This is a genomic window from Streptomyces sp. NBC_01446, from assembly GCF_026340095.1.
GTDB lineage: Bacteria > Actinomycetota > Actinomycetes > Streptomycetales > Streptomycetaceae > Streptomyces > Streptomyces aureus.
Genome location: NZ_JAPEPO010000001.1, coordinates 8,130,619 through 8,156,750 on the forward strand (window position 1 = coordinate 8,130,619; position 26,132 = coordinate 8,156,750).

The 26,132-nt window shown below is 70.3% G+C and carries 19 protein-coding genes and 1 pseudogene; 8 read left to right on the forward strand and 12 right to left on the reverse strand.

The features are described from left to right. Positions 1 to 73: 73 nt before the first annotated feature. The 5 genes from OG456_RS36800 to OG456_RS36820 all read right to left on the reverse strand — a co-directional run bounded on the left by OG456_RS36800 (position 74) and on the right by OG456_RS36820 (position 9,575). Entirely contained in the window at positions 74 to 2,110 is a 2,037-nt protein-coding gene (locus OG456_RS36800; RefSeq protein WP_266569549.1) for an amino acid permease, read from the reverse strand. 468 nt (positions 2,111 to 2,578) lie between these two features. After that, on the reverse strand, positions 2,579 to 4,591 hold the full coding sequence (locus OG456_RS36805; RefSeq protein WP_266568764.1) for a phosphocholine-specific phospholipase C: 2,013 nt from the start codon (positions 4,589 to 4,591) through the stop codon (positions 2,579 to 2,581). A gap of 140 nt (positions 4,592 to 4,731) precedes the next feature. Beyond that, a complete protein-coding gene (locus OG456_RS36810; RefSeq protein ID WP_266568766.1) occupies positions 4,732 to 6,786 on the reverse strand; it encodes an acetate--CoA ligase family protein in 2,055 nt (684 codons plus the stop codon). After that, positions 6,783 to 7,949 carry an acyl-CoA dehydrogenase family protein gene (locus tag OG456_RS36815; RefSeq protein ID WP_266568768.1) on the reverse strand — a complete coding sequence of 389 codons (1,167 nt, stop codon included), beginning with the start codon at positions 7,947 to 7,949 and terminating at the stop codon, positions 6,783 to 6,785. The genes OG456_RS36810 and OG456_RS36815 overlap by 4 nt, the downstream gene beginning before the upstream one ends. Before the next feature lie 42 nt (positions 7,950 to 7,991). Beyond that, positions 7,992 to 9,575, reverse strand: a complete 1,584-nt coding sequence (locus tag OG456_RS36820) for an APC family permease (RefSeq protein ID WP_266568770.1) — start codon at positions 9,573 to 9,575, stop codon at positions 7,992 to 7,994. Positions 9,576 to 9,723: 148 nt separating this feature from the next. Between OG456_RS36820 and OG456_RS36825 the strand changes: the two genes are divergently transcribed. Next, on the forward strand, positions 9,724 to 11,118 hold the full coding sequence (locus OG456_RS36825; RefSeq protein ID WP_266568772.1) for an FAD-dependent oxidoreductase: 1,395 nt from the start codon (positions 9,724 to 9,726) through the stop codon (positions 11,116 to 11,118). Between the two features lie 14 nt (positions 11,119 to 11,132). Beyond that, positions 11,133 to 12,023, forward strand: coding sequence for a TetR/AcrR family transcriptional regulator (locus tag OG456_RS36830; protein WP_266568774.1), 891 nt, complete (start codon positions 11,133 to 11,135; stop codon positions 12,021 to 12,023). 6 nt (positions 12,024 to 12,029) lie between these two features. Here the strand turns inward: OG456_RS36830 and OG456_RS36835 are convergent, their stop codons facing one another. Further along, positions 12,030 to 14,192 (reverse strand): transposase, encoded by a 2,163-nt coding sequence (locus OG456_RS36835; RefSeq protein WP_266568776.1) that lies wholly within the window; start codon positions 14,190 to 14,192, stop codon positions 12,030 to 12,032. A 148-nt stretch (positions 14,193 to 14,340) separates the two neighbouring features. Between OG456_RS36835 and OG456_RS36840 the strand changes: the two genes are divergently transcribed. Continuing rightward, positions 14,341 to 15,105 carry a transposase gene (locus OG456_RS36840; RefSeq protein WP_266568778.1) on the forward strand — a complete coding sequence of 255 codons (765 nt, stop codon included), beginning with the start codon at positions 14,341 to 14,343 and terminating at the stop codon, positions 15,103 to 15,105. Between the two features lie 101 nt (positions 15,106 to 15,206). Here OG456_RS36840 and OG456_RS36845 read toward each other — a convergent pair whose 3' ends face one another. Then, positions 15,207 to 15,938 carry a TetR/AcrR family transcriptional regulator gene (locus tag OG456_RS36845; RefSeq protein WP_266568780.1) on the reverse strand — a complete coding sequence of 244 codons (732 nt, stop codon included), beginning with the start codon at positions 15,936 to 15,938 and terminating at the stop codon, positions 15,207 to 15,209. A 142-nt stretch (positions 15,939 to 16,080) separates the two neighbouring features. Here OG456_RS36845 and OG456_RS36850 point away from each other — a divergent pair, with 142 nt between their 5' ends. Together OG456_RS36850 and OG456_RS36855 are read left to right on the forward strand one after the other, a co-directional pair. Continuing rightward, on the forward strand, positions 16,081 to 17,034 hold the full coding sequence (locus OG456_RS36850) for a carbon-nitrogen hydrolase family protein (protein WP_266568782.1): 954 nt from the start codon (positions 16,081 to 16,083) through the stop codon (positions 17,032 to 17,034). A 188-nt stretch (positions 17,035 to 17,222) separates the two neighbouring features. Beyond that, positions 17,223 to 18,356 carry an APC family permease gene (locus OG456_RS36855; RefSeq protein ID WP_323136384.1) on the forward strand — a complete coding sequence of 378 codons (1,134 nt, stop codon included), beginning with the start codon at positions 17,223 to 17,225 and terminating at the stop codon, positions 18,354 to 18,356. 18 nt (positions 18,357 to 18,374) lie between these two features. On the opposite strand, the gene OG456_RS36860 is transcribed toward OG456_RS36855, so the two are convergent. Further along, complete coding sequence (locus OG456_RS36860) at positions 18,375 to 20,456, reverse strand: SpoIIE family protein phosphatase (protein ID WP_266568784.1); 2,082 nt, start codon at positions 20,454 to 20,456, stop codon at positions 18,375 to 18,377. Positions 20,457 to 20,598: 142 nt separating this feature from the next. Beyond that, positions 20,599 to 21,753 carry a D-alanyl-D-alanine carboxypeptidase family protein gene (locus OG456_RS36865; RefSeq protein ID WP_266568786.1) on the reverse strand — a complete coding sequence of 385 codons (1,155 nt, stop codon included), beginning with the start codon at positions 21,751 to 21,753 and terminating at the stop codon, positions 20,599 to 20,601. 138 nt (positions 21,754 to 21,891) lie between these two features. Between OG456_RS36865 and OG456_RS36870 the strand changes: the two are divergent. Both OG456_RS36870 and OG456_RS36875 read left to right on the forward strand, forming a co-directional pair. Next, positions 21,892 to 22,136 (forward strand): annotated as a pseudogene (locus tag OG456_RS36870) (hypothetical protein); the annotation flags it as partial. 78 nt (positions 22,137 to 22,214) lie between these two features. Next, on the forward strand, positions 22,215 to 22,436 hold the full coding sequence (locus OG456_RS36875) for a hypothetical protein (protein WP_266568788.1): 222 nt from the start codon (positions 22,215 to 22,217) through the stop codon (positions 22,434 to 22,436). Positions 22,437 to 22,523: 87 nt separating this feature from the next. Here OG456_RS36875 and OG456_RS36880 read toward each other — a convergent pair whose 3' ends face one another. The 3 genes from OG456_RS36880 to OG456_RS36890 all read right to left on the reverse strand — a co-directional run bounded on the left by OG456_RS36880 (position 22,524) and on the right by OG456_RS36890 (position 25,130). After that, entirely contained in the window at positions 22,524 to 23,339 is an 816-nt protein-coding gene (locus tag OG456_RS36880) for an SAM-dependent methyltransferase (RefSeq protein WP_266568790.1), read from the reverse strand. A 172-nt stretch (positions 23,340 to 23,511) separates the two neighbouring features. Next, positions 23,512 to 24,291 carry a class I SAM-dependent methyltransferase gene (locus OG456_RS36885; RefSeq protein WP_266568792.1) on the reverse strand — a complete coding sequence of 260 codons (780 nt, stop codon included), beginning with the start codon at positions 24,289 to 24,291 and terminating at the stop codon, positions 23,512 to 23,514. A 113-nt stretch (positions 24,292 to 24,404) separates the two neighbouring features. Further along, on the reverse strand, positions 24,405 to 25,130 hold the full coding sequence (locus OG456_RS36890; protein WP_266569550.1) for a TetR/AcrR family transcriptional regulator: 726 nt from the start codon (positions 25,128 to 25,130) through the stop codon (positions 24,405 to 24,407). Positions 25,131 to 25,235: 105 nt separating this feature from the next. Between OG456_RS36890 and OG456_RS36895 the strand changes: the two genes are divergently transcribed. Then, positions 25,236 to 26,123, forward strand: a complete 888-nt coding sequence (locus OG456_RS36895; RefSeq protein WP_266568794.1) for a patatin-like phospholipase family protein — start codon at positions 25,236 to 25,238, stop codon at positions 26,121 to 26,123. Positions 26,124 to 26,132 lie beyond the last annotated feature (9 nt).

Here is a 26,132-nt window from a genome sequence, read left to right on the forward strand (position 1 = left end):
ATTTGCGCCAGAGTTGGCGGGATGCCGTCCCTGGGGCCGTGCCGCACCGGAATCGATGTCGTACCCCGGTTCGTCAGTCGTGCCCGGTGCCGTGCGACCGGCCCGCACCGGCCGGTGGGTGCTGAGGTTCGCCCCGGCGCACGGAACCGGGCGCCCGACGGGCCGGGTGGTTCGCGTGTGCGGACGAGGTGAGCTGCCAGGGGACGCTCGTCACCATCACCCCGGGCGTGAACAGAAGGCGGCTTTTGAGCCAGAGCGCCGACTGGTTGTGGAGCAGGTTCTCCCACCAGTGGCCGACCACGTACTCCGGGATGAACACGGCGATGATGTCGCGGGGGCTGTCCCGGCGGATGGCGCGCACGTACTCGACGACGGGCCTCGTCACCTCGCGGTACGGGGAGTCGATGACCTTCAGCGGTACGTCGATGCCGAATTCGTCCCAGCTCTCGCGCAGGGCGGCGACCTCGTCGCGGTCGACGGACACGGTCAGCGCCTCCAGCCGGTCGGGGTGGGAGGCTCGCGCGTAGGCCAGAGCGCGCATCGTGGGCTTGTGAAGCCTGGAGACCAGGACGATCGCCAAGACCCTTGAGGGGGACACGAGTTCGGCGTGCGGGTCCTCGACGGCCAGCTCGGCGGACGTCGTGTCGTAGTGGCGGCGGATGCCGCGCATCATCAGCCACAGCACCGTAGCGGCGAGAACGGCCAGCCAGGCGCCCTCGGTGAACTTGGTGACGAGCACGATCAGCAGGACGAGGCCGGTGACGCACGCGCCGAGGGTGTTGATGGCGCGGGTGGAGTGGTGGCGGCGGCGGACCACGGGGTCGCGCTCGGTCGCCAGCTCCTGGTTCCAGTGCCGCACCATGCCCAGCTGGGACAGGGTGAACGAGGTGAACACACCCAGGATGTAGAGGTGGATGAGGCTGGTGACGTCGGCCTTGAATCCCCAGAGCAGCGCGGCGGCGACGACGGCCAGCGCGAGGATGCCGTTGGAGAACGCAAGCCGGTCGCCCCGGTTGTGCAACTGGTGCGGCAGGAAGCGGTCCTTGGCGAGGATCGAGGCCAGCATCGGGAAGCCGTTGAACGCGGTGTTCGCGGCCAGGATCAGGACGAGAGCCGTGGCGGCTTGGATGAAGTAGAACCCGACGCTGTGCTCACCGCCGAACACAGCGGCCGCCACCTGCGCGATGACCGTGCGCTGCGTATAGCTCGCGCAGTCCCCGTCGAGTCCCGTCAGCCGGCACGCGTCGTCCGTGATGTGCACCTTGCTGATCAGCGCGAGCGTCGTCACACCGACGAACATGACGACGGCGATGACGCCCATGGCCACCAAAGTGGCTGCGGCGTTCTTGGACTTGGGCTTGCGGAAGGCCGGTACGCCGTTGGAGATCGCCTCTACGCCGGTCAGCGCCGTACACCCCGAGGAGAAGGCGCGCAGCACGAGCATCACCAGGGCCAGGCCCGCGAGATGCGTGTCGGACTTCTGGGGCGTGATGCCGTACGCGGCGGTCTCGGAGACCGGCGCGTCCCCCAGGGCGTACCGGATCAGGCCGGTGATCACCATGATCAGCACGCCGCCGATGAAGAGGTAGGTGGGTGCGGCGAAGGTGTTGCCCGACTCGCGTACCCCCCGCAGATTGATCGCGGTGAGGAGGGCGACGAAACCGACGGCCAGCAGGACGCGGTAGTCGTTCAGTGCCGGGAGCGCCGAGATGATGTTGTCCACGCCGGAGGCGACGGACACCGCCACCGTCATCACGTAGTCGACCAGCAGCGAGGCGGCGACCACGAGACCGGCCGACGGCCCCAGGTTGGTGGACGCGACTTCGTAGGAGCCGCCGCCGCTCGGATACGCGTACACGACCTGCCGGTACGAGAGTACGACCACCGCCATCAGCGCCACCACGGCCGCGGCGATCCACGGCGTGAAGTGCAGATAGGTGAGTCCGCCCAGGGTGAGGACGAGCAGGATCTCCTGGGTCGCGTACGCCACCGACGAGAGCGGGTCGGAGGCGAAGATCGGCAGGGCGAGGCGCTTGGGCAGCAGTGTCTCGCCCAGCTCCTCGCTGCGCATGGCGCGGCCGATCACCAGGCGTTTGAGCAGAGCGGGCATGTTGAACACTGCGTGAGCGTATGGCGGACCGTGCCGCCGTTCGAGCCTGCGAACGTGTCGGCGTGCCGGGGTACACAAATGGTCCTACCGTCCGAGGGGGAGACGAACCCTGTCTCGTCAGGCGGGGTCAGGGACCGGCGTGCCCCTGGAGCGCGTGCGCGAGGCCGTGTTCGGCGTCGTCCGTCAGGGCGCGGTGGCATGCCGTGTCGTACGCGTTGCCACCGGGCCTATCCTGCCGTGCGGTTGCGCGCGGGCCCACCCCCCCAGCGAGAAACGGTCAAAAGCGATCAGTTTCAGTCGGTGACCGGTCGGCCGGTGAAGGAACCGGCGCCGGGTCGGCCGGGCTGGGCGCTCCCGACCGACCGCTGATCGACTGACCGACCCGCCGACCGCCCGCTGACCGACCGACCTGCCGACCGACCGCCCCGTCGACCGGACGGATCGCCCGCAGCGGGCGCGGCCGGGGCATCAGCCGCTGACGGACGCCGCGCCGGTCTCGATGTGGCCCGTGTAACGGCGGGACCACGTCGTGTCCGTGCTGGACGTGATCGTGAAGTCGTACCAGCCGTTCTGGTTCGCCACGGCGTTGAAGAAGTCCTCCGTCGAGCCGCCGGCGGGGACCGCGTAGTTCCACGGCCCGTCCGTGCGGTAGTTGTTCGACGTGATGGTGAACTGGGTCGACGCGGAGCCCGAGTTGGTCAACTTGAACCAGATGGCCATCTTGCCGGTGCCGGACTCCACGGCGTACCGGGCGGCGACCTCGATCGCCTTGCCCGCCTTCGTGGCATCCCCCGTGAAGCGGCGCAGGAAGCGGTTCGGCCCTGCCATCGTGATGTCGTACGCTCCCGCCCCGGAGCCCGCGCCGATGTTGAAGAAGTCCGTGGCCGTGCCGCCCGCGTCGACCGTGTACTGCCACGGCGTCGTGTCACGGTAGGCGTTCGGGTGGATGGAGAGGTGGGCGGCGCTGCGTGCCGGGGAGCCCTGGTTCGCCATGGAGAACCACGCGAGGATCTTGCCGGCGGCACCGAACTCGAAGTGGTCGAGGTTGCCGTTCGGCTGGTACGGGAGGGCGCGCGCGGGGCGGGTGCCGGGTTCCTGGCCGGGCAGGGCGTTCGTCTGCGGCGCGGCGTTGGGCAGTGGGCCGCAGGTGTCGTACCCGATGACCTTGGTGGCGGGCAGGCCGGACGGCATTCCGTACACGGGCCGGGTGAAGTCGAACACGCCGGTCAGGTCGCCGGTGACCTTGCGGCGCCATGCACTGATGTTGGGGCAGGTCGCCGGGGTGCCGAGGGCGGTCGTCCAGGTCTCCATGAACCGCAGGACGGAGGTGTGGTCGAAGACCTCCGAGGAGACCCAACCGCCCCTGGTCCAGGGTGACATGACGACCATCGGGACACGGAAACCGAGGCCGAAGGGGGTTCCGTTGAGGAACTCGCCGGCCGTATCGGCGGGAGGTGACGGCGGGGGGACGTGGTCGAAGAAGCCGTCGTTCTCGTCGTAGTTGAGGAAGAGGACGGTCGAGTCGAACACTTCGGGGGATGCGGCCAGGGCGCGGTGGACGAGGTCCACGAAGTGGGCTCCGTCGCCGGGCGGGGCGTAGGGGTGCTCGGAGAACGCCTGGTTGGCGACGACCCAGGAGACCTGGGGGAGCTTGCCGGCCAGCGCGTCCGCCTTGATCGCGGCGGCGATGTCGTCGGGCGTGGAACCGGTCACCGCGGAGACGGAGGCCATGCCGCGGTCGTGCAGCGGGTCACCGGGCTTGGCGCCGGCGATCTTCGAGAAGTAGGCGAGACCGTTGTCGCCGTAGTTGTCATTGGCATTCTGGTAGACCTTCCAGCTCACACCGGCCCGCTGGAGCTCCTCGGCGTACGTCTCCCAGGTCAGCCCCGACTCATCGCCGCCGTCGTAGCTGGAGCCGTCGACCTTGCCGCTCCACAGGTAGGTGCGGTTGGGCCCGGTGGCGCTGAGGGTGGAGCTGAAGTAGGCGTCGCAGACGGTGTAGTTGTCGGCCAGCGCGTAGTGGAACGGTATGTCGCCGCGGTCCAGGTAGCCGAGGCTGCGCACGTTGCCGACACCGGCGACCCAGTGGTCGAGCCGGCCCTTGTTCCACGCGGAGTGCTGGGAGGACCAGCTGTGCGGCAGGTCGCCGTTGCACTGGGCGAGTGTCTCGCCGTCCACGCCGCCCGCGGCCGGGGTGGAGCTGAGTTTCCACGGGTACTGGCGGCCCAGCCCGTTCGGCTGGTTGAAGACGGGCTGCCCGCCGGAGAGCGTGATGCCGCTGCGGTCGCCGAACCCGCGGACGCCCTTGAGGCGGCCGAAGTAGTGGTCGAAACTGCGGTTCTCCTGCATGAGGATCACCACGTGCTTGACGTCCTTGACGGTGCCCGAGGTGGCTGCCCCCGCTCTGGTGGCGGGCAGCGCGGCGCCGGCCGCGATCCCGGCGCCCAGCGCGACAAAACCTCTGCGGCTGATCGGTGTCATCGGTTCACCCTTGTCTCACGCGTACGTCCTGACACAACGGGCGCAAGAGTGCCGACATTTAATGGTCTGTGACTAGACCTCTACATGGTCGAGTTCGTGAACACCGCGTTCCGGCCGGTGGTCCGCCGGCCGGAACCCGGTCAGGGAGAGGAAGGGCTGTCGGGCGTCGCTGTCGCGATGACGAGGGCGTCGACCGCGAGGGCTCCTTCAGGTGAGACGCGGACCGGGTTGAGCTCGATCTCGCCGATGTCGCCACGGTCGGCGATCAGCTCGGAGACGGCGACGACGACCGCCGCCAGCGCGTCGACGTCGACCGGCCGTTTGCCGCGCCAGCCGGCCAGCAGTGGCCCGGACCGGAGTCGGCGGATCATCTCGCGCGCGGTGTCGTGGGAGCAGGGGGCGAGTTCAAGCGCGAGGTCCTGGGTGAGCTCGGCCTGGACTCCGCCGGCGCCGACCACGACGACCGGGCCGAACGACGGGTCGCGCCGCGCGGCGACGATCACTTCGACCACGTCGGTGCGCCGGTCCATCTCCTCGACCACGTACCCGTGGGACCCGAGCCGCGCCACCATGGCGTCGTACGCGGCGCCGAGCGCGGCGGTATCGCCCAGCCCGGTCGCGACACCGCCGTGCTCCGTCTTGTGCTCCAGCCAGTCGGCTTTGAGTACGACCGGAGCGGAGAGGGACCGCATCGCGCCGCCAGGATCCGGCGCACCCGGCGCAATCCCGACCGCGGGCGGGAACGGGACTCCCGCGTCGGCCAGCAGTCGTCGGGCAACCAGATATCCACCGGCTGGAGGCACTTGATGCTCAGGCGCGGGCGCACGGCCTACGCGCGGACGGGGTGCCTGAGTGAAGCGGTGCGCCGTCGCCACCGCCCGCAGCGCCGCCTCGACATCGGCGAAGGTCGGCACCCCGGACGCGTGCAACTCCTGCACTGTTTCGGTGTGTTCGGCCATCGAGTGGACCACGACCGGAATCGCCCGCTCGGCGGCCAGGGAGCCGATGGCCCGCGCGACCTCCGACTCGGCCGCCTGCTGTTCGGGGATGTCACGACCGTAACTGCCGAAGTAGCCACTGAGCACGACGGCGTCGGTGACCGAGCTGTCGGCGAGGGCGGCCGGTGTCGACGCGTACGTGGAGATGTCGTCCTCACCCGCGCCGGCGAGGTCGACGGGGTTCGCGACCGCGGCGTGCGGCGGCAGCCGGTCCGCGAGGCGCACCTGGACCGCCGGGGGAAACTCGGCGACGGTCAGGCCCAGCCGTGACGCGGTGTCCGCGGCGACGGCCCCCTGTCCGCCGCTGTCCGCCACGATCGCGACCCGACGCCCCCGCACCGGCGCGCATCTGCTCAACAGCTGTGCCGTGTCGACGAGTTGGGCTGGCGTGTCGACGCGGACGGCGCCGACCGTGCGGCAGGCGGCGTCCACGACGTCGATGCCTGACGTCATGGATCCGGTGTGCGAGCGGGCCGCCTGCTGTGCGGCCCTGCTGGCGCCGACCGTCAGCAGGAGCACCGGTTTGCCCGCCTCACGCAGGAGGTCCAGGGCGTCCAGCAGCCCCTCGCCGTCGCCGAAGCTCTCCAGATAGACGGCGACGATGCGGGTGGCTTCGTGGTGGGCCAGGTCGGCGAGCAGTTCGGCGGCGCACACGTCGAGCTGGCTGCCGACGGAGACGAACCTGGAGACACCGATGCCGGCGCTCGCGGCCATCCCCGCGATCTCCAGTCCCAGCTGTCCGCTCTGCGACACGATCGCGAGGCTGCCGGGCGTGAACCGGCCCCAGGCCAGTTCCAGTTCGCTCGACGCGTCGTAGAGGCCCAGGCAGTTCGGCCCGAGCAGCCGGGTCGCGCTCGCGGCGATCACGTCACCGATCGCGGCCTCGTCCTCGATGCCCGCGGTGATCGCGAGCAGGCCGGGCGCGCCGAGCGCGACAGCTCGGGAGACACCGCCGGCCAGGGCGGAGGCGGGGACGGCGAAGGCGACCAGATCGGGGACCTCGGGCAGCGCGTCGAGGCCCGGGAGGGCGGGTCGGCCGAGGACCTGGCCGCCGCGCGTGTTGACCAGGTGCACGCGGCGCCGGTGCGCGCCCGCGACGGCGCCCCGGGCGAGCCAGTGGCCCCACTTGGCCGGGTTGTCGGTGGCGCCGACGACGGCGACCGACTCCGGCGCGCGGAAGACGTCGAGAGTGGTCATGACTTCGCGAGCGCCCGGGAGATGACCAGCCGCTGGATGTCGGAGGTGCCTTCCTCGATCTCCTCCAGCTTCGCGTCACGCATCCACTTCTCGGCGAGGAACTCCTGCGAGTAGCCCCAGCCGCCCAGCGTCTGCACGGCGGCCCACGTGTTGAACATGGCGTTCTCCGAGCCGGTCAGCTTCGCCATCGCCGACTCGGCGGTGACCTTCTCGCCCTGGTCGAAGAGGCGTGCCGCGCGCATCGTCACCAGATGGGCGGTGTCGGCGCGGGTCGCCATGTCGGCGAGCCGGAACGCGACCGCCTGGTGTTCGATGATGGGCACGCCGAACTGCACGCGCTCCTGGGCGTACTCCACGGCCAGGTCGAGAGCGGCCCGGCACAGGCCCGCGCAGGACGCGCCGATCAGGATCCGGGAGGCGTCGAAGGTGCGCATCAGCCCGAAGAAGCCCTGGCCCTCGGCGCCGAGCCGGTCCGCGGCGGGGACGCGCACGTTGTCGAGGAACACCTCGGCGTTGACGATGGCGCGCTGCCCCATCTTGCGCATCGGCCTGCCGACGGTCAGTCCGGGCGTGTCCGGGTCGATGACGAACGCGGTCACGCCGCGCGCGCGGAGCGACGGGTCGACCGTGGCGAACACGACGAACCGCTGTGCGTAAGGGGCGTTGGAGATCCACGCCTTCTGGCCGCTGAGCACGTAGTGATCTCCGTCGCGCACCGCGCGGGTGCGGATGCCGGCGGCGTCCGAGCCGTGGTCGGGTTCGGTGACGGCGAGCGCGGTCAACGGGGGTGTGTCGGTGGTGAGCGGCCGAAGCCACCGCTCCTTCTGCGCCTGCGTGCCGAGTTCGAGGACGGGATCGGCGAAGAAGCCGCTGGAGGTGAGCAGGTTCCCGATGCCGATGTCGCCGTGGCACAGCTCCTGCTGCACGAGCACCTGCGTGACCATGTCGGTCACTCCGCCGCCGCCGAACTCCGCGGGGATCATGAAAGCGGCCAGGCCCGTCCTGGCGGCCTTGTCCCACAGGTCCAGCGGCGACTCGGTCTGGGCGTCGTCGACGGCGCGGGCGCGGGGACGGATCTCGGCGGCGGCGAAGTCGCGGGCGAGCCGGATGAAGTCGTGCTGCTCGGCGGAGAGGCCGAGCGCGTCGCGTACGGGGTAGGGCATGGCGAACTCCGTGGTGGGAGGGTTACTGAGGGGCTGTGACATTCACTGAGGGATGCGCTCGTGCGGGGTCCGGTGCTCGGCGACGGCCGCGGTCTCCTGGGGCGTGCCGGTGAAGAACCGTGGTGCGATGCGGCCGTACGCCAGCATCAGCAGGTAGCCGACGAGGAGCGTCCCGACTCCGATGACGAAGACTCCGCCGATGTGCCAGTGGGGTGCGAAGGGGAGGGTCCAGGAGGTGTAGCTGTTCACCGGGTCCCAGTCGTTCTTCAGGCTCCACAGCCCGGCCGCGACGAGGGTCAGGCCGCCGATCGCGGGCAGGGTGAGGCGCAGCCAGAAGTCGGTGGCGCTGTGTCGCCACTCGGTGCGGTGGGCCCAGGCCGAGGTGAGGCCCGTGAGGCCGTAGTAGAACGCGATCATGAGCCCGCAGGAGGAGACGGCGTCGCCGATGACCTGGCCGTGGCTCAGGAAGTTCATGACGACGTAGCAGACCGCTCCCGCGACTCCGGTGGCGATGGTGCTGAACTGCGGGATCGAGTAGCGCGGGTGGACCTTCGCGAAGATGCGCGGCGCGGCCCCGCGGCCGCCCATGGCCAGGAGCGTGCGCCCCAGGGAGAGCACGGTCGTCTCGGTGGACGCGGCGGCGGAGGACAGCACCATCAGGACGAGCAGATGCCACAGGAAGGAGCCGAGACCGCTGTCGCCGAAGACGGCCCTGCCGATGGCGGAGAAGACGTCACCGAAGTTGTCGGGGTTGCCGAGCCCCGCGCCGGTCGTGCCGATGCCTGCGAAGGCCAGGGTCGCCACGGTCGCGACGAGGTAGAGCACGAGCAGCATGACCGTGGAGGAGACGGCGGCGACGCCGGGTGTCCGGTGCCGGTCGGTGGTCTCTTCGTTGACGGTGAGCGCGGTCTCCCAGCCCCAGTAGATGAACAGCATCAGGACGAGGCCGCTGACGAACGCGCTCGGTGAGGAGATCTCGAACGGGTTGAGCCACGACCAGTGCGGATGCCGTGCGCCGGCACCGGCGTTCCCCGTGTAGACGCGCACGAGGGCGACCACCGAGAAGACCGCGAGCATGGCGAACTCAAGGAAGAGCAGGGCGCGTTGGACGGCGGCGGCCACTTCGATGCCGCGGTAGCAGACGGCCGTCATGAGGGCGATCCAGCCGAGTCCCACGAGGAGGACCCAGGGGCTGGACGGGTCTGACCCGATGCCTTTCGCGCCGAAGAGGATGAACACGTACTGGCCGGCGACCTGGGCCAGGCTGGCCATCACCAGGGTGAACGAGGTGATGATGGCCCAGCCGCCCATGAAGCCGACGCGCGGGCCGAGGACGCGGGTGGCCCAGGTGAAGATGGTTCCGCAGTCCGGCTCCTGGCGGTTGAGGGCGGCGTAGCCGAAGGAGACGAACAGGATCGGGACGAACGCGAGCACGACGATCGACGGCGCCTGGAATCCGACGAAGGCGACGATGAACGCGAGAGTCGCGGCGAGGCTGTAGGCGGGGGCGGCGGACGCCACCGAGAGGATCAGGCTCGTGGTCATGCCGAGGGCACCGGTGCGCAGGCCCTTTTCCTGCGAGCTGTCGGGTGCGGCTTCCGAAGTGGTGTCACGTGACGTTGCCATGGGCGAACCCCCTGTCCGGGGTGGGCGGCGAATCGCAAGATTGATGCGTGGGTCAATGATGCTGTCGGTGGAGGGCGTGTCAAGGTTTCCGGACAGATTCATCGCAACGATTGACTGGTTGATCAGTCTTGCGACATGCTCTGCGGCCATGTGGGAACAGACCGAAATGGACCTGGTCGAATCCGAGGTGGTCGTCGTGGGTGGCGGCTACGCGGGACTGGCCGCAGCTCTTCGACTCCACGACGCGGGTGTCGACTTCACGCTCGTCGAAGCCGCCGACCGGGTGGGCGGCCGCGTGCTCACCGAGATCCGGGCCGGCGACGTGACGCTCGATCACGGCGGCCAGTGGGTCGGCCCGACCCAGACACATCTGCTCGCCCTCGCCGACCGCTTCGGCTGCGCCACCTTCCCGACCTGGGAGACGGGCAAGCACGTCGAGGTGTGGCACGACGGCGGCACCGTCCCCTACCTCGGCGCGGCACCGGCCGACGGCCCCGGCATCGCGGAGTACACCCGCGTCAGCGAAGTCCTCGACGAGCTCGCCCGGACCGTGGACACCCAACAGCCCTGGCGCACACCCCGATTCGCAAAGTGGGACGCCCAGACGGCCGAGTCGTTCTTCCGTGCGCAGACCGACGACCCGGACGCCCGGCGCCGCCTGACACTCGCCGTGCAGGGCCTGTGGTGCGCGGAGCCGTACGAGATCTCCCTGTTCCACGTGCTGTTCTACATCGCCGCCGCCGGCGGGTACGAGCAGCTCATGGAGACGCGGGACTGCGCCCAGGACAGCCGCTTCGTCACCGGCGCGGCGGGGCCGGCCCGCGCCGTCGCCGGCCTGCTCGGCCGGCGCGTCCGGCTCGGCGAGCAGGTGCAGTCGATCGAGTACGACGAGGGCGGCGTCCGCGTGAGGACGGCGTCCACCGTGTTCGAGGCCCGCAGGGCGATCGTCGCGCTGCCGCCCCAGGCGGCCCGCACCATCCGCTTCACCCCGGGGCTCCCCGTCAGCAGGGACGGCTGGCTGTCCCACAGCCCGATGGGACGCGTCGCCAAGGTCCACGCCGTGTACGACGCCCCGTTCTGGCGGGCCGCCGGACTCTCGGGCGTCGCCACGCTCTACGACGACGGGCCGGTCGGCGTCGTGTTCGACAATTCGCCGGACGACGCCTCCCAGGGCGTGCTCGTCGGCTTCGTGTACGGCGACCGCGTCACCGACTGGAGCGACCTCGACGACGCCCGCCGCCGCGCGGCCGTACTGGAGAGCTTCACCACCGTCGTCGGGGAGCGCGCGACACGTCCGCTCGACTACACGGAGAAGATCTGGTCGCGGGACACTTTCGCGCGGGGCGGCTACGAGGCGTACGTAACTCCCGGCGGCTGGACGGGATACGGGCGTCGCGGCTGGCGGGAACCCACCCGGACCGTGCACTGGGCCGGAACCGAGACGGCTAGTGTGTGGAACGGCTACATCGACGGTGCCATTTCGTCGGGCCAGCGAGCGGCCGACGAGGTCGTGTCGGCACTCTCATCGCAAGCGGAAGGCTGAACGGACCCAGCGCAATGACGTCGATCCAAGGCGGGGCGGAGGACATCGCGGACGACACCGCGACCCTCACGGACCGGGCGCGGCTCGTGGTGCTTTCGGCGCCCATCAGCCAGCGCGAGTTCGCCGACCGTGTGGGCATGGATCCCACCGCGCTGTCCAAGGCCCTGCGCGGCAACCGCCGTCTCCAGGACCACGAGGTCGCCGCGATCGCGCAGGTCGGCAAGGTGTCGCAGCGGTATCTGCGGACCGGGGCGGGAAAGCCACCCGTCGCGCGCGGGGGAGCGGACGGCGGGCAGCCGGCCCGCCGCCGCGCCGACGCCGTGGACGCCGACCTCCGCCGCGCCCAGATCCTCGAAGCCACCGCCCGCCTCATCGCCCGCCGCGGGTTCCACAAGGTACGGGTCGCCGACATCGCCCGCGCGTGCGGGACCAGCACCGGCACCGTCCACTACCACTTCCCGACGAAGGACGACGCGCTGCGGGCCGCCCTCGTCTTATACGCCGACCGCTTCCACGCGCGCCTCGAAGAGGAGTTCAGGACGGCCGACACCACCGTCGAGAAGCTGCGCCGGCTGATCGAGGTGCAGCTGACGACGACCGACGAGGACGCCGACGAGTGGTCGGTGTGGGTGCAGTCGTGGAACGAGGCCATCCTCGACCCGACCCTCAGGGAAGGCCAGAAGGGTGTCCACGTCCGCTGGCGCGAGATCGTCCTCGACCTGCTGCGGACCTGCCAGCAGGAGGGGATGGCGCAGGGCGCGGACGCGGGGGCCATGGCCAGCCGCTTCACCAGCATGGTCGACGGCATGGCCATCCAGGTCCTCGCGGGTACGGGCGACATGGACGCGGCACGCATGCGCGAGCTGCTGCTGGACGCCTTCGAGCCGTACATCACGCTGCGCTAAGAGTCATCACGTAGTGCTGTGATGTCCGCCCGGTGTCTGCACGGAACTGGCGCGCCGGGGTGGCGTGCTGTCCGTGCAGCCGGCTGCTCCGACGTGGGCCTTGTGCCGCTTGACTGCGGGTCGGGTCTCATTCGGGGTTTGTCCGGTACCAGGTGGTGGCATTTCGTCGAGCAGAGGCCCACAGCCGGAGGTGTCCGGCTTCTGGGCTGCCGCGTGGGTGCGGCCCCGGGTGGGGCGGGCACCGCGCTGCGGTTGACTGGACAGGGCCTCTTGCAGCCCTTCATGAAACAAAAGCTGTGTATGGCGCGCCTGGACTATGTCCAGGCGCGCCGTGCTGGGGTCGTCCGGGTCGGTGAGGCCAACGTGGGCGCCGAGAGCGCCGGAGACCATATCCCGGTCGCCGACGAGCCCGCACGAGATGCAGACATGGATGCGGTCGGAGAGAGTCTTGGTGACCTTCTCGCCGCAGAAGCATGTCTGGGAGAGTTTGGTGGTGAAGGTGGATGCGCGGAGCATCCGCCCGCCGGTCTTCTCACACTCCCGGCTGATGGCAGCTACGAGCCTGCCGGGCGTTGTGGCCTGGAGGGCTTTGCCCCACCGGCGGTACCAGGTGCGGATGTCGCAGTCCTCTACGACGAGGTTGGCGCCGTGGTCGGCGATGATGTCTGCGGCTATCCACCTCGCGCGGTGGTCTTTGGCGGCGGCCGCGGTTGCGGCGGCTTCGGCGAGCCGTGCCCGGTTGAGGCGGTAGCCGGCCGACAGGCGGTCGCGCCGATACGCCTGCCTCGGCACCCCGGCCTTGTTTGCCGACCTCGCACCGCGGGGCATGTCGACGGCCCGTGCGGGCAGGCCTACGGTCTGGCGCCGTTCGGCCCGGGCCTGCTGGCGTTTCGACGGCCGGTACTGGCCGGGGTTGGCCGCTCGGCGAGAGCGGTCGAGTGCCCTCTTGCGGCCGCGTTCCTTCTGCCGGGTTTTCGCCAGGGCTGCGAGTTCCTCGTCGGACGGCTCGATGCGGGTGGCTTCGACGTCGCCGTCGGCGGGGTCGAAGGTGGCCGGGAAGGAGACAATCGAGAGGTTGGAGACGTTGCCGTCGACCCCGCCGCGCCGCTCGAGTGCGGCCGCCGCCTGGCGGCGGGCCTTCGTCGCCGGTGACGCATAGCTGCCGCAGAGGACCATCAGGTGGGCTTCGTACGCCCACCCGCCCGGCGCGGAGGTATCCCGGCGCCGCACGAGGTCGATCTTGTGCCAGGTCTCGGGGTTGTTCAGGAAGTGCAGCAGGTATGGCCAGCGTCCGGAGCCGGACGGCAAGCGGACGGGAAGGACCAGGTCGCCGCGACTCGAGTCGGCGCCGCCTGTGAAGACGACGGCCAGCGGCCCGGTGTGATCCCACCAGGTTGCTGCCCGCTTCTTCGGGGTGCCCTTCGGTGTTACCTCACCCGTCTCAACACGTCCCGTGGGCCGCACGGGTGTAGGCAGCTGCCGCGGCTGCTCGAGGACCCGCACATCGGGAGGAAGCAGAGCGGCCTGCTCGGGAGTCGTGACCGTACGGTCAAGGCCACGGTGCCGGTAGGCCTCCAGGTGCCCAGCAAGCGTGCCGTGCAGGCGGAACGTCTCCCATTTCCGCTCGGCGGTGTGGGAGCGGGCGCGGCCGGGAATTCGGGTGTAATCCCACCACCGGCCGACCTTCGGCCGGCCGAACCTGCGGCCGGAGGAGTCCGCGAACAGATGCCGGCTCGCCGACGTCTCGAACACCTCGTCTGCCTGGTGCATCACCAGCGCTTTGGTGACGTGATGGGCGAGGTGGCGGGAGTTTTCCATGTGGCGGTAGGCGCGGCGCTCCATCCCCTCCCGGGACAGGCCCAGCTCCAGACGCCACGCCTGCGCGTCCGTAGCCCGGCGCACATCGCCGGCCCAGTACGCGTCGATGGCGTCCCGCGCATCGCGCTGCAGTGCCCGCTTGACGGACCACATCGCCGAGTACAGGTCCTCGGTCCGGTGCCGGGTTCCGGGGTCGTGGACGTCGAGCGGCAGGCGGATCACCGCAAGTTCGGTGTCCTTCCCCCGCGTCCACCGCTTGCTCTTGTTCTTCCCCCTAAACCGGCGAGCAGGAGAAGCGTCGGAAGCCGGTACATCGGAGGCGGGCACGGGCGCACCCAGTTCTCTGCTCACTGCTGACCCACCTCCCCCTTTTTTTGCTCATGCCGGACGGCGTGACTTGTCCGCACCGCGGGCTGGTGCGGCAACCAACGCCAAAGCTACAAGACCCCACTGACAACGCACCGTGCTGCGGCCGGACTTCGGGCTCTATGCTCCCTGCATGCGCCTGCGTCTCGCCCGTTGCACCTCGGCCGACCTCCACGCCTGGACCGGCTTGACCGGACCACAAATGCAGCATCTCGTCGGGCAGTTGTGGGACATCGCACCGGACACTGGTCGTGGCCGGCCCTGGGCGCTCCCGTTCGCCGACCGGGTCCTGCTGGTCGTCCTCTCCTACAGGACCAATCTCACCATGCAGCAGCTCGGCTTCCTGTTCGGCATTTCCCACGCCGCTGCCCACCGCGTCATTACCAGGCTCGCCGAACCGCTCGCGCAGCTTCTCGGGCCGCCGCCAACCGACCGGCGGGAGTTGTGGGTTGTCGATGGCACACTGATCCCCGTCCACGACCAGCGGCGCACCGCGAAGAGCAAAAACTACCGGCGCAGCGTCAACGTACAGGTCGTCTGCCGGGCCCGGGACCGGAGGGTTGTCGCCGTCGGAGACGCGTGGCCGGGCAACCGCAACGACATCGTCGTCTTCCGCGAAACCCTTGCGAAAACGCTGCCCGACCATCCCCGCCTGTCCGGCGACGGCGGCTACCGAGGATGCGACCGCATCCGAACACCCCGCCGCGGCCCCGACGGCCGCATCATCAAAGACCGCATCTACCACCGGTTCCGCAAACGCCGGGCCGTCGCCGAGCACACCATCGCCCGACTCAAAGACCACCAGATCCTGCGTCAGTGCCGACGCCGCCGCGACGCGATCAATCACGCCGTCGCCGGCGTTGCCGCACTCCACAACCTCAAGCTCGACATCCGGTAAACGGGGCACTCTCCGCAGCGGGGCACGTTCCCACCGGCATTACGTGATAGCTCTTAGCGGTGCTCGACGCGCGGACTCGGGCCGCGGACTCGGGCGTTGCGTCAACTGCCGTCGGCGGCCCGCTCGATCGCGGCGATGACCGCTTCCACCGCAGTGTCGTACAGGGCCTTCTGGCTGACGGAGCTGAGCTGGTCGATGTGGGCCCGGGTGGCCGGGTACTCGTCCGCGGGCAGATGCGCGTAGACCCGCGTCCACGCGGTGGCGTCCTTCTCCCGCACCTCGGGGTCCAGTGAGCTGAGCGCCGCGGAGTGGGCGCAGAGTCCGAGGGCGGTGTCGACGAAGGTCCTGTAATACAGGACGGCCGCGGCGGGGGCGAGCCCCGAGCGCGTGAACGTGGCGAGCTGCAGCTCGACCAGCCGGGCCTCGCACGGCCCTCCCGTGGTGCGCGCGAAGGTCAGCACGGTGATCGCCGGGAAGCGCGTCTGCACCTGCCAGGTGGCCTCGGCGATCCGGCGCAGCGTGTCCTGCCAGGGCTCGTCGCCGGGCACCTCGCCGATCTCGCCGAGGATGGTCTCGATGGTGCGCTCGCACACGGCGAGGAGCAGCTCGTCCTTGTCACGGAACAGCCGGTAGAGCACGGCCGCATCGACGTCGAGCTCCTGGCCGAGCCTGCGCATCGTCAGGCCGGCGACACCCTCCCGCTCGGCGAGCGTGAACGCGGCGTTCACCGCCGCCTCCTGCCGCAGGGTCCTGCGCTCCCGCCGCGTGGGCTGCCGGGCGGCGTCGCCCCCGGACCGCTCGGTCGGGGCCGCGGTCGCGGTGTTCTTCGCCATGGCGGAACTTTACCAAGGTTCGTCAGCAGAACTGACAACACCGTTGACAACGTCGTTGCGCATCGGGTTCGGTGTCCCCGTCACACCGATCGGCAGGCCGTCGAGCGGTCGTGCCGGTCCGTCCACCAGAGTCAGGAACCCCATGAGCCGCCACCTACGTCTTGCCCTCGTCCAGGCACCAGCGGAATCCTTCGAGCAGTTCGCCGAGGGCCTGCGGCTGCGCATGAAGTCGCCCAATGCGGCCGACCTCGTCGTCTATCCCGAGGCGCATCTCTACTCGCTGGGCACGGACTCGATGTCCGCCGAGGAGCTGTACGACGCCCACGCGGAGCCGCTGGACGGCCCGCGCGGGAAGGCGCTGGGAGTCCTGGCCCGTGAGCTGGGGATCTGGCTCGTCCCCGGGACGGTCCTCGAACGCGCCGCGGACGGCAGCGTCTACAACACCGCCGTGGTCTACGACCCGGACGGCGAACTCGTCGCGAGCTACCGGAAGATCTTCACCTGGCGCCCCTACGAACCGGTGTGCGTCGGCCGGGACTTCGTCGTCTTCGACATACCCGGACACGGCCGCGTCGGCCTCTCGATCTGCTACGACAGCTGGTACCCCGAGCTCACCCGCCACCTCGCGTGGATGGGCGCCGAGCTGGTGATCAACGTGGTCCAGACGTCGACCGCCGGACGCGCCCAGGAAATCCCGATCAACCAGGCCAACGCGATCGTCAACCAGGTCTGGGTGGCCAGTGTGAACGGCGCGGGCCCCACGGCCCACGGCCGCAGCCTCCTGGTGGCCCCCGAGGGACACGTCCAGGTCGCCGCCGCCGGTATGGAGCACGTCACGCTGACCAGCGTCGTCGACTTCGACCGAGTCGCGGCTGCGCGGAAGTACGGGACCTGTGGTGACTCCTGGCCGTGGGACCACTTCACCGCCGGTGACACCCCGCTGGAGCTGCCGCTCTACAACGGCCGCATCGACCCCGCCACCTGGCGGCCCGCCGTCTCCCGCGAAACCCCGAACGATCTGCGCCCCACCGGACACACGGTCTTCGCGCGCCCCGCCGAGGAGTCCGGCGATTCCGAGGAGCCCGGCGATGAGTGACACCTCCGTGAGCCTCACCCCGAAACTGTCGCTGACGTCGGTGGTCACCTTCGGCCTCGCCTACATGGCGCCCAGCATGGTCATGGTGATCTTCGGCGTGATCTCCGCGGCCAGCTCGGGCGCCGCGCCGACCGCGCTCCTCGTCGCCACCGGCGCCATGTTCCTCACCGCGCTGAAGCTACGCGAAGATGGCCCGCCACTACCCGACGTCCGGCTCGGCGTACGTCTACACCAGGAACCTGTTCGGCTCACCGGTCGGCTTCCTCGTCGGCTGGGCCGTGCTGCTCGACTACCTGTTCCTGCCGATGGTCGCCTGGCTCGTCCAGTCGATCTACCTGAACGCGCAGTTCCCCGGTATCCCGGTCTGGGTGTGGATGCTCCTCAACGCCGGCCTGACCACGCTCGTCAACATCATCGGGCTCACCCTGACCGACCGCGTCAACAAGCTCCTGACCGGCCTGGCCGTGTTCATCGTGCTGCTCTTCGTCGCGTACTGCCTGGTCCACCTCGGACACCACGCCCCGAAGTCCTACACACAGCCGCTGTGGAACAGCGGGAGCAGCCTCGGCGGCATCTCGGCGGCCGCCGCCATCGCGGCCTACTCCTACCTGGGATTCGACGCGGTGACCACGCTCTCCGAAGAGACCCGCGACGCGCGGCGCACCATCCCGCGGGCCGTCGTCCTCGTCATCGCGATCGGCGGACTCCTCTTCGCCGCCGTGGCCTACGTCATGCAACTGGTGCACCCGGGCGGCGTGTTCGAGGACCCGGAGGTCGTCTCGTACGCGATGTCCATCGAGGTCGGCGGCCAGACGTTCGCCGACTGGACCAACATGGCCGGCATCGTCGGCGGGTTCGCCTCGGGCCTCGCCGTACAGCTCAGCTCCAGCCGCCTGCTCTACACCATGGGCCGTGACGGCGTGCTGCCCAAGCGGTTCTTCGGGGCGCTGCACCCGAGGACCAGGACCCCGGTGCTCTGCATCCTGCTCACCGGCGCCATGTGTGTGCTCGGCCTCGACATCTCCCTCGCGACCGCGACGTCGTTCATCAACTTCGGGGCGTTCCTCGCCTTCACCGCGGTCAACGCCTGTGTCGTCGTCTACTTCGTCCGCCACCGCGGCGAGGGCGGCGTGAAGGTACTTGGCTACGTCGTCGCGCCGGCGCTCGGCGCCTGCGTCACCATCTACCTGATGACCCAGCTCAGCGCGGTCGCCCTCACCATCGGACTGTGCTGGCTCGCCGCGGGAGGCGCCCACCTGCTCTGGCTCACCCGCGGATTCAGCCGCCCCACACCGGAGTTGAGCATGGGAGAAAGCTCGTAAGGCTCGTCAAGTCCGTGGCTAGACCAGATCGAGGGACAGCTCGCACCACACCGTCTTGCCGTTGCCGCGGGGTTCGATGCCCCAGGCGGTGGCGAGCTCCTCGATGAGCATCATGCCGCGTCCGGAGGTGGCCCTTTCCGGGGCGGCCCGGCGCCGGGGCGACGCCGTCGACGTGTCGCTGACGGCCAGACGCAGGCCCCGGCCACTGTGCCGTACCGGTCTGGCCGTCAGTGTGGCGCTGCCGTCGGTGTGCACCAGGGCGTTGGTGGCGAGTTCGCAGGCGAGGAGTTCCGCCGTGTCACTGAGAGCCTCCAGCGACCAGCTGTGCAGCGCCTCGCGCAACGCGATCCGCGCGTTGCGCAGGGCGTCGGGATCGCTGGGGGAGATGACCGCCTCCATACGCGGTGCCGGGGACGCCTTCCCCCGGGACCGATGCAGCACCAGGAGAGCCACGTCGTCCTCCTCGCCGGTGTAGGTGGCCATGGTGTCCAGCAGATGGTCGGCGAGGGCGTCGGGCGGCCCCGGCCCGGCGCCCAGCGCGTCGAGGAGCCGCTCACGCCCCTGGTCGATGTCCTCGGCGCGCGACTCGATGAGCCCGTCCGTGCACAGCACCAGAGTCGAGCCGGGTTCGACGACGGTCTCGAAGACCGGGTACGCGGGCTGGCCACCCGGCGCGTTGAGACCGAGGGGCAGGCCACCAGGGATGTCGAGCCAGGTGCAGCTTCCGTCCGGGCCGCGCAGCACGGGCTCCGGATGGCCCGCGCGCACCACCGACGTCATCCCCGTGAGCGGATCGACGAGGGCCATGAGACAGGTGGCGAACCGGTCGGTGTCGAGTTCGGCGAGGAAGGCGGACGCGCGCGCCATGGCCGTGGACGGCGGATGCCCCTCGGCGGCGTACGCGCGCAGAGCGATGCGCAGCTGCCCCATCACGGCGGCGGCCGTCACATCGTGGCCCTGCACGTCGCCGACGACGACCGCGATCCGGCCGTCGGGCAGCGTCAGCGCGTCGTACCAGTCGCCGCCGATGCCGCCCCGGGCCCGCGTGGGCCGGTAACGGGTCGCGAGGTCCACGCCGGGCACGTGCGGCAGGATCCCGGGAAGCATCGCCGTCTGCAGCCCCGCGGCGAGCTCGTGCTCCTGGTCGTAGAGCAGCGCCCTCTGGAGCGACTGCGCGATGACCTTGCCGAGCGCCGTCAGTACGGTCCGCTCCTCCGGCGGGAAGCTGGCCCGCCCCTCGTACGTGAGCCCGACGGCACCGATCGGGGTGTCCTGCGCGATCAGCGGCAGATACACCGCCGCCGCGGCGTCCGGGAAGTGCGCCATGTACGGCGTCAGCGCCGGAAAGCGGGCGATGAAGTCCAGCCTGTTCGTCACGAACACGGCCTCGCGGGTGCGAGCCGCCTCCGTCAGCGGCAGCGGCTCACTCAGACGTGCCAGGTGAAAGTCCTGGATGAGGCCCTCGTGGACGCCGTTGGAGCCCACCAGCTCCATGCGGCCGTTGTCGATCAGGCCGAGGAGGACGCTGGAGGCGCCGATCCGCTCCATCAGCCGCGAGTCGGTGAGGGCCTCCGCGACGTCCTCCACGGTGACGGTCGGCACGAGGGCGTCGCTGACGTGGACGACGACGTCGGACGGACGGTGGCGCTCCTCCCGGGCCTGCCGCAGCAGCTCGGTCTGGTCCACCGCCCGCAGCTCCTGGCTGGCGTCCCGGATGATCCCGATGACCCGCACCGGACGGTTGTGCTCGTCCCGGACGATGTGACCTTGCGTGTGTGTCCACTGCAGTCGCCCGTCGGGGTGCCGCACCCGGAAGTAGAGGCTGAATCCGGAGCGCTCCCGCAGCGCCCTCTCCACCAGGTCCTCGATGGCCGGCACCTCGCTGGGCACTATTCGCTCACCCAGGGTGGCCAGGCGGCCGTCGAACTCGCCGGGACGGAACCCCATGACGGCCAGGCCCCCGTCGTCATAGTTGATCAGTCCCGCGTCCACGTCCCACGAGAAGGTGCCCATGCCGTTGACCGCCAGGGCGACGTGGGCGGCGGCCTCGGGATCACTTTGTGTATCGGGCACGCCGCTCGGTTCGGAAGGGCGATCCATGAAACCTCCTGGCCCGTACGCCCTCGGCAACCGTGGGCGCGCCGGTTCACGGCTGCGCCGGGCGTGGCCCCACCTCCTTATTCTGCGCGGAATCGCGGAGGGTCGCCTGTCAGGCGCCGGGCCCTGGTGCGCGCGTGGACCGTCACCTGGTGGAGCGCCTGCGCCTGCGCCGGACAGCCTTGAGGATGAAGGGCACACAGGCGAGGCTGAGCAGGGCGACGGCCGCTTCCAGATGGCGGGCGAGGCCGGACGACCCGTTCCCGGACGTGGATGCCTGCGCGGCGCCGGCACCGTGGTGGGCCGCCTCGGAGTGACGTGGCGCGGTGGGCGGGGCCGACCCTCGCAGCTGCCCTGCCGCCACGGCCTGTGGAGCGGCGTCGAAGCCCCAGTCCAGGAGTTCGCGGCTCTCTTCGTAGACGGCGTTGGCCGCGTTGTCCTGCGGATTCATGATGGTGATCAGGATCGTTCGGTTGTGCCGGGTCGCGGCGGCGACGAGTGTGTTGCCGGCCTCGGACGTGTATCCGTTCTTCACGCCGATCAGCCCCGGATAGGGCTCCACGCCGTGGGACCCGACCAGGAGGCGGTTGGTGTTCTGGATGCCGAAGGAGTCGGGGCCGCCCGCGGCCGGGAACTGGGCCGACTTCGTCCCGCAGTAGCGACGGAAGTCCGGGTTCTGCAACCCTGCCTTCGCGAACAGCGACAGGTCGTACGCGGATGAGTACTGCCCTGGAGTGTCGAACCCGTCGGCGGAGCGCACCGAGGTGTCGTGCGCGCCGAGCCGGTCCGCGGTGGCCTGCATCCGCGCGAGCGTGCGATCCATTCCGCCGTTCAGTCTGGCGAGTGTGTGCACCGCGTCGTTGCCGGAGCTGAGGAAGACACCGCGCCACAGGTCGCCGACGGTGTAGCTGGTGCCTTCGTGCACGCCGACGAGACTGCTGCCGGGAGCTACGTCGTCGATGTCGGCGGTGACGGCCGTGTGTTCTGTGGTGGCGGGCAGCTGCGGCAGCAGAGCCAGCGCGAACAGCGTCTTGAGGGTGCTGGCCGGCGCCAGGCGAAGGTGCGGCTCCTTGGCGCCCAGCAGCTTGCCGGTGCCGACGTCGGTGACCGTCCAGGACAGGGCGGAGACCTCCGGTGCGTCCGGCGTCCCCGGCGCGGTCTGGATCTCATTGCTCACACCGTCGGAGCGGGGCACCGCGGCCGCGACGCCGCCGACCGGGCCGACCGCGATAGCCGCACCGGCGAAGGAGGCGACAACTGATTTGGTAATACAGGGGTAAAAGCCTACGAATCGAGCCATGGCGGAAATTTAGGGTCGTTTCCCTTCCTCCTGCCATCGCACTTACGCCATTCGGCGGGGGCCGGATGACTCCATGTCACATTGCGTGGTTCCCGCCTCACCTGGTGGCGGGGGTGGGTGCAAGGGCGGTCTGTCGCGCGTGTACGCAGCCAGGGTCTCCGGTAGGCGCTGCCTCAGCTGGACTCCCCGCACCATCGTGACTTCGAGTACGCGGTACGGGATCTGATGGGCCGTGACGGCTGCGGGGGCGCTCAGTACGTCGGAGGTGGGGGGTGTGCCTGGTCGATCGACGCACCTTGGCGACGTGGGCAGCCGGATCGCGACCGCTGTGGGAACCGCTGCCCAAGGTCCCGCCACCGAAGAGACCGTCTGCGCTGTCGTGACAGCGCTGTCGTGAGGGCGTTGTGATGAGGCGCTGTGCGTGGTGCAACCTGCCTCGGTGACCTGCGAGACTTTGCCGCGTGAGCCATTCCCGCCGCCCCTTGGGCACCGGACCGAGCCTCGACGAGGCCACTGAGCCCGCGCGCGCCGCACGAGGCCGCACGGCCGCGGAGCGAGCAGGTGCCGCCCCACAGCCTTTCGACCCCGAGCCGTCCTCCGCCGACGATGCGGAGCCGACGGACTCCGGCCGGCGCAGACTCGGCGTCGGCCCGCGGTGGCGGAACGACGATCCGGACGCGTAGCCCGATCCGCCCCCGGCGACGGCGGCCGGCCTCGGCCTCCGGGAGTGCTTGGTCAGTAACTCCCTTCCGCGGAACGGGAGTTACCCATCACGGCTTGCGGGCCAGGCCGCCGTGCTCGGCGATGAGCTGCGGGGCCGGGGAGTCGGGTTCCGGGCGCCAGAACGGCACCGAGACCACGCCGGGTTCCAGGAGTTCGAGGCCGTCGAAGAACGCCGTGATCTCGTCGACCGGACGCAGGAAGTAGGGGACGGCGCCCGAGCTGTTGTAGCCGTCCTGGGCCTGCTCGAAGCCGGCGTCGATGCCGCGCGACCCGTCGTTGATGGAGAGGTAGCTGCCCGACGGCAGTCCGTCCATCAGCCGCTTGACGATGGTCCGCGCCTGCTCGTAGTCGCCCATGTGGCCCAGGATGTTGCTGAGGATCAGAGCCGTGGGGCGGGTGAAGTCCAGCGTCTCGGCGGCCGCCGCGAGGATGCGGTCGGGGTCGGCCAGGTTCGCGTCGACGTAGGCGGTCGCCCCCTCGGGGGTCGAGGTGAGCAGCGCGCGGGCGTGCGCGAGGACCATCGGGTCGTGGTCGACGTACACGATCTTGGTCTCGGGGGCGATCCGCTGGGCGACCTCGTGGGTGTTGTCCCCGGTCGGCAGGCCGGTGCCGATGTCCAGGAACTGGCGGATGCCCGCCTGGGTGACCAGGTACGAGATGTTGCGGCGGAGGAAGGCGCGGCTGCTGCGGGCGATGGTGGAGATGCCGGGGAACAGCGCGCTGTACGCGTCACCCGCCTCCTCGTCGACGGGGTAGTTGTCCTTACCGCCCAGCCAGTAGTTCCAGATCCGGGCCGAATGCGGAACCGACGTGTCGATCTTCTGGTGAGCCGCAGCTCCGGGCGTCGTCGCGTGGTCCGTCATGGTTACCGTCCGTCTTCCAACCGAGGCGTGAACTGTTTCCACCGCATAACCTACGTCCCAACAAACCCGGCACGCACACCAGTTCACACGATCGGACAGAACCGGTGCTCGAACCGTCGTCGCGGAGCAGCCGGGCGCGGGAACGGCGTGCCCGTCGCGGAGTTGATGACTTTCACAGTCGTCGGACGCGCAGCACGCCGGTCAGCATCGGGAGGGTGAACTCGCCTCGGGCGGTCTCCGGCGTACTTGCGAGGAAGGCGCGGATCGGGTCGAGCGCGGCCTCTCGTTCCTGTTCCGGCATGACCAGCATCCCCGCCTTGGTCGCGAATGTCGCGACGAGGGAGTCGGCGGTCCGGCGCTGCCCGTGCGGGAACTCGGTCTGCTCCGGCGAGCCGAACCGGGCCGCCAAGCCGACGCCGGGAAGGTGCATGTCGGCCGTCCGGGCGCGCCAACTGCTGAGCGTGTCCCGCGGGCCGATGGCCGCGCTCCCGCTGATCCGCTCGAGTCCGGCAACCCAGTCGACCCGGTTGTCGAAGACGTTCCACAAGCCGGCGAGCACGCCACCGGGTGCGAGGACCCTGGCCATCTCGGGTCCCGCGACGTCCATGTCGAACCAGTGCATGGCATTGCCGGCCACGACGGCGTCGACGGACGCGTCAGGCAGCGGTAGCGCCTCGGCGCTGCCCGGCAGGGCGCGGACGGTCGGCAGCGTTCGGCGCAGCTCCGTCAGCATCGCCGGGTCGGGCTCGACCGCGATGACCTCGGCGCCCAGCTCGACGAGCGTGGCGGTCAGCTTGCCGGTTCCCGCGCCGAGGTCGAGCACTCGAAGGCCGGGCGCGGGCTCGAGCGCCCAGCGCGCCGCGGCCTGCGCATAGTCCGGGCGGTGCTCGGCGTACGCGGTCGCCGCTGCACCGAACGACGAGCTGTGAAGTAGCCGTTCGTCCTGTTCCACCTGATGACCGTATCCGTGGCGCGCGGCCGGTGTGCCACCTTTGGACTTCTGAGGACTTCCGGCGGCGGACGCGGAGCGCCTTCGCGGACGGTCATGGCGGACGCGTTCGGCCCTCAGCGGTTGAAGTGGTGCAACGTGTCGTCGAGTTGCTCGGGCGTGAGCGCGGGGGAGGGGAGCGGGGGCGACGTCGGTGCGGCGCGGAAGCTGTCGCAGAGGAGCGCGAGGGGCCGACGCCACGCGTCGGGGGCGGTCGCCGTGGTGAGCGCGGGGACCGCGCGGCCGAGTGCGGCCAGGGCGAAGAGCACGTCCTCGGTGGTGACGTCGGGGCGGATGGTGCCCTGGTGGCGACCGCGTTCGAGGAGGAGTTCCACGGTGCGGTGGTTGTGGGCGTGGACGGCCTCCAGTGACTCGACGCCCTCGAGGTGGGTGGTCATGAGGTCGTTCGTCCCGCGGTCGGTGGCCAGGACGGTGAAGACGGCCTGGAGGTAGCCGGTCAGCCCTGTCCAGCCATCGTCGACGTCCCGGGCGCGGTCGCCGGCGTCCATGGTGCCGGTCAGCTGGTCGCGGAAGGCCGCGTCGACGAGTGCGGCACGGTGGGGGAAGTGCCGGTACAGGGTGGCGTTTCCCACGCCGGCGCGACGGGCGATCACGTCCAGCGGCGCGTTGAGGCCCAGTTCGGTGAACACCTCGTGGGCGGCTTCGAGCAGCAGGTCTCTATTGCGCCGCGCGTCTCGGCGGCGGACGGGTGCGCCGGCGCCCGAACTGTCCTTGCCGCCGCCAGCTCCGCTGCCGCTGCCGGTGTCCGCGGTTCCGTCCGGGCGGTCCGCGCTGTCTGCCATCTTCATTGCCCTTCACGGTACCGGGGAGTGCTCCCCAGTACTGATGCTAACGTCGATACGAGAAGTGGGGAGTACTCCCCGTTTACGGTTTCGAGGGGTTGCGACATGAGCGACGTGAGCAACAAGAGCGAGATCAGCGGCAAGGGCGACAGAGACGGCACGGCGCTGGTGCTGGGCGGTGGCGGGCCCGTGGGCGGGGCCTGGATGACGGGAGTGCTGGCCGGTCTCGCCGACGCGGGAATCGATCTCCTGAGTGCGGACGTGGTCATCGGCACGTCGGCGGGCGCGATCTTTGGTGCACGCTTGGCCTGCGGCGAATCCGCTCGCGCAATGTACGAGCGGCAGCTGGCCCGAGCCGATCGCATCGACCTGCCGGTCACCACCGCCCAGACCCTGCGTTTTCTCTGGGCGGCACTCGGCTCCCGTGACTCGCAGCGGTCCGTACAACGGCTGGGACGAGCCGCCCTTGCCGCTCGCACAGCACCCGAGGCCGACGTCCGTCCCACCATCGCCGCTTTGCTGCGGGACGCCACCGCCTGGCCCGGGAACACGGATCTGCGGATCACGGCGATCGACGCGCACACAGGATCCCTGGAGGCGTTCGACGCCGCCGGACAGGTCACCCTCGCCGAGGCGGTCGCGGCCAGTTGTGCCGTCCCCATTGTCTGGCCTCCGGCGTCGGCCGCCGGGCGTCGCTGGATCGACGGCGGCAGCCGCGCCACCGCCAACATCCATCTCGCCCGCGGCTACCGCCGCGTCCTGGCCATCGCTCCGTTGACCTCGGCGCCGGGCCCGCACCCGAGCGCCCAGCAACAGGCGGCCGAACTCGCGGCCGCGGGGGCCGACATCCTGCTGGTGTCCCCGGACCGTACCTCCCGCCGCGCCATGGGACGCGACATGGCCGCGGATACGCCCAGGCCCGGCGCCGCGCGCGCCGGCCATGCCCAGGCCACGGCGCTCGCAGACGCGGTGTCCCGTCTCTGGAAGGTGTGACGGAAATGG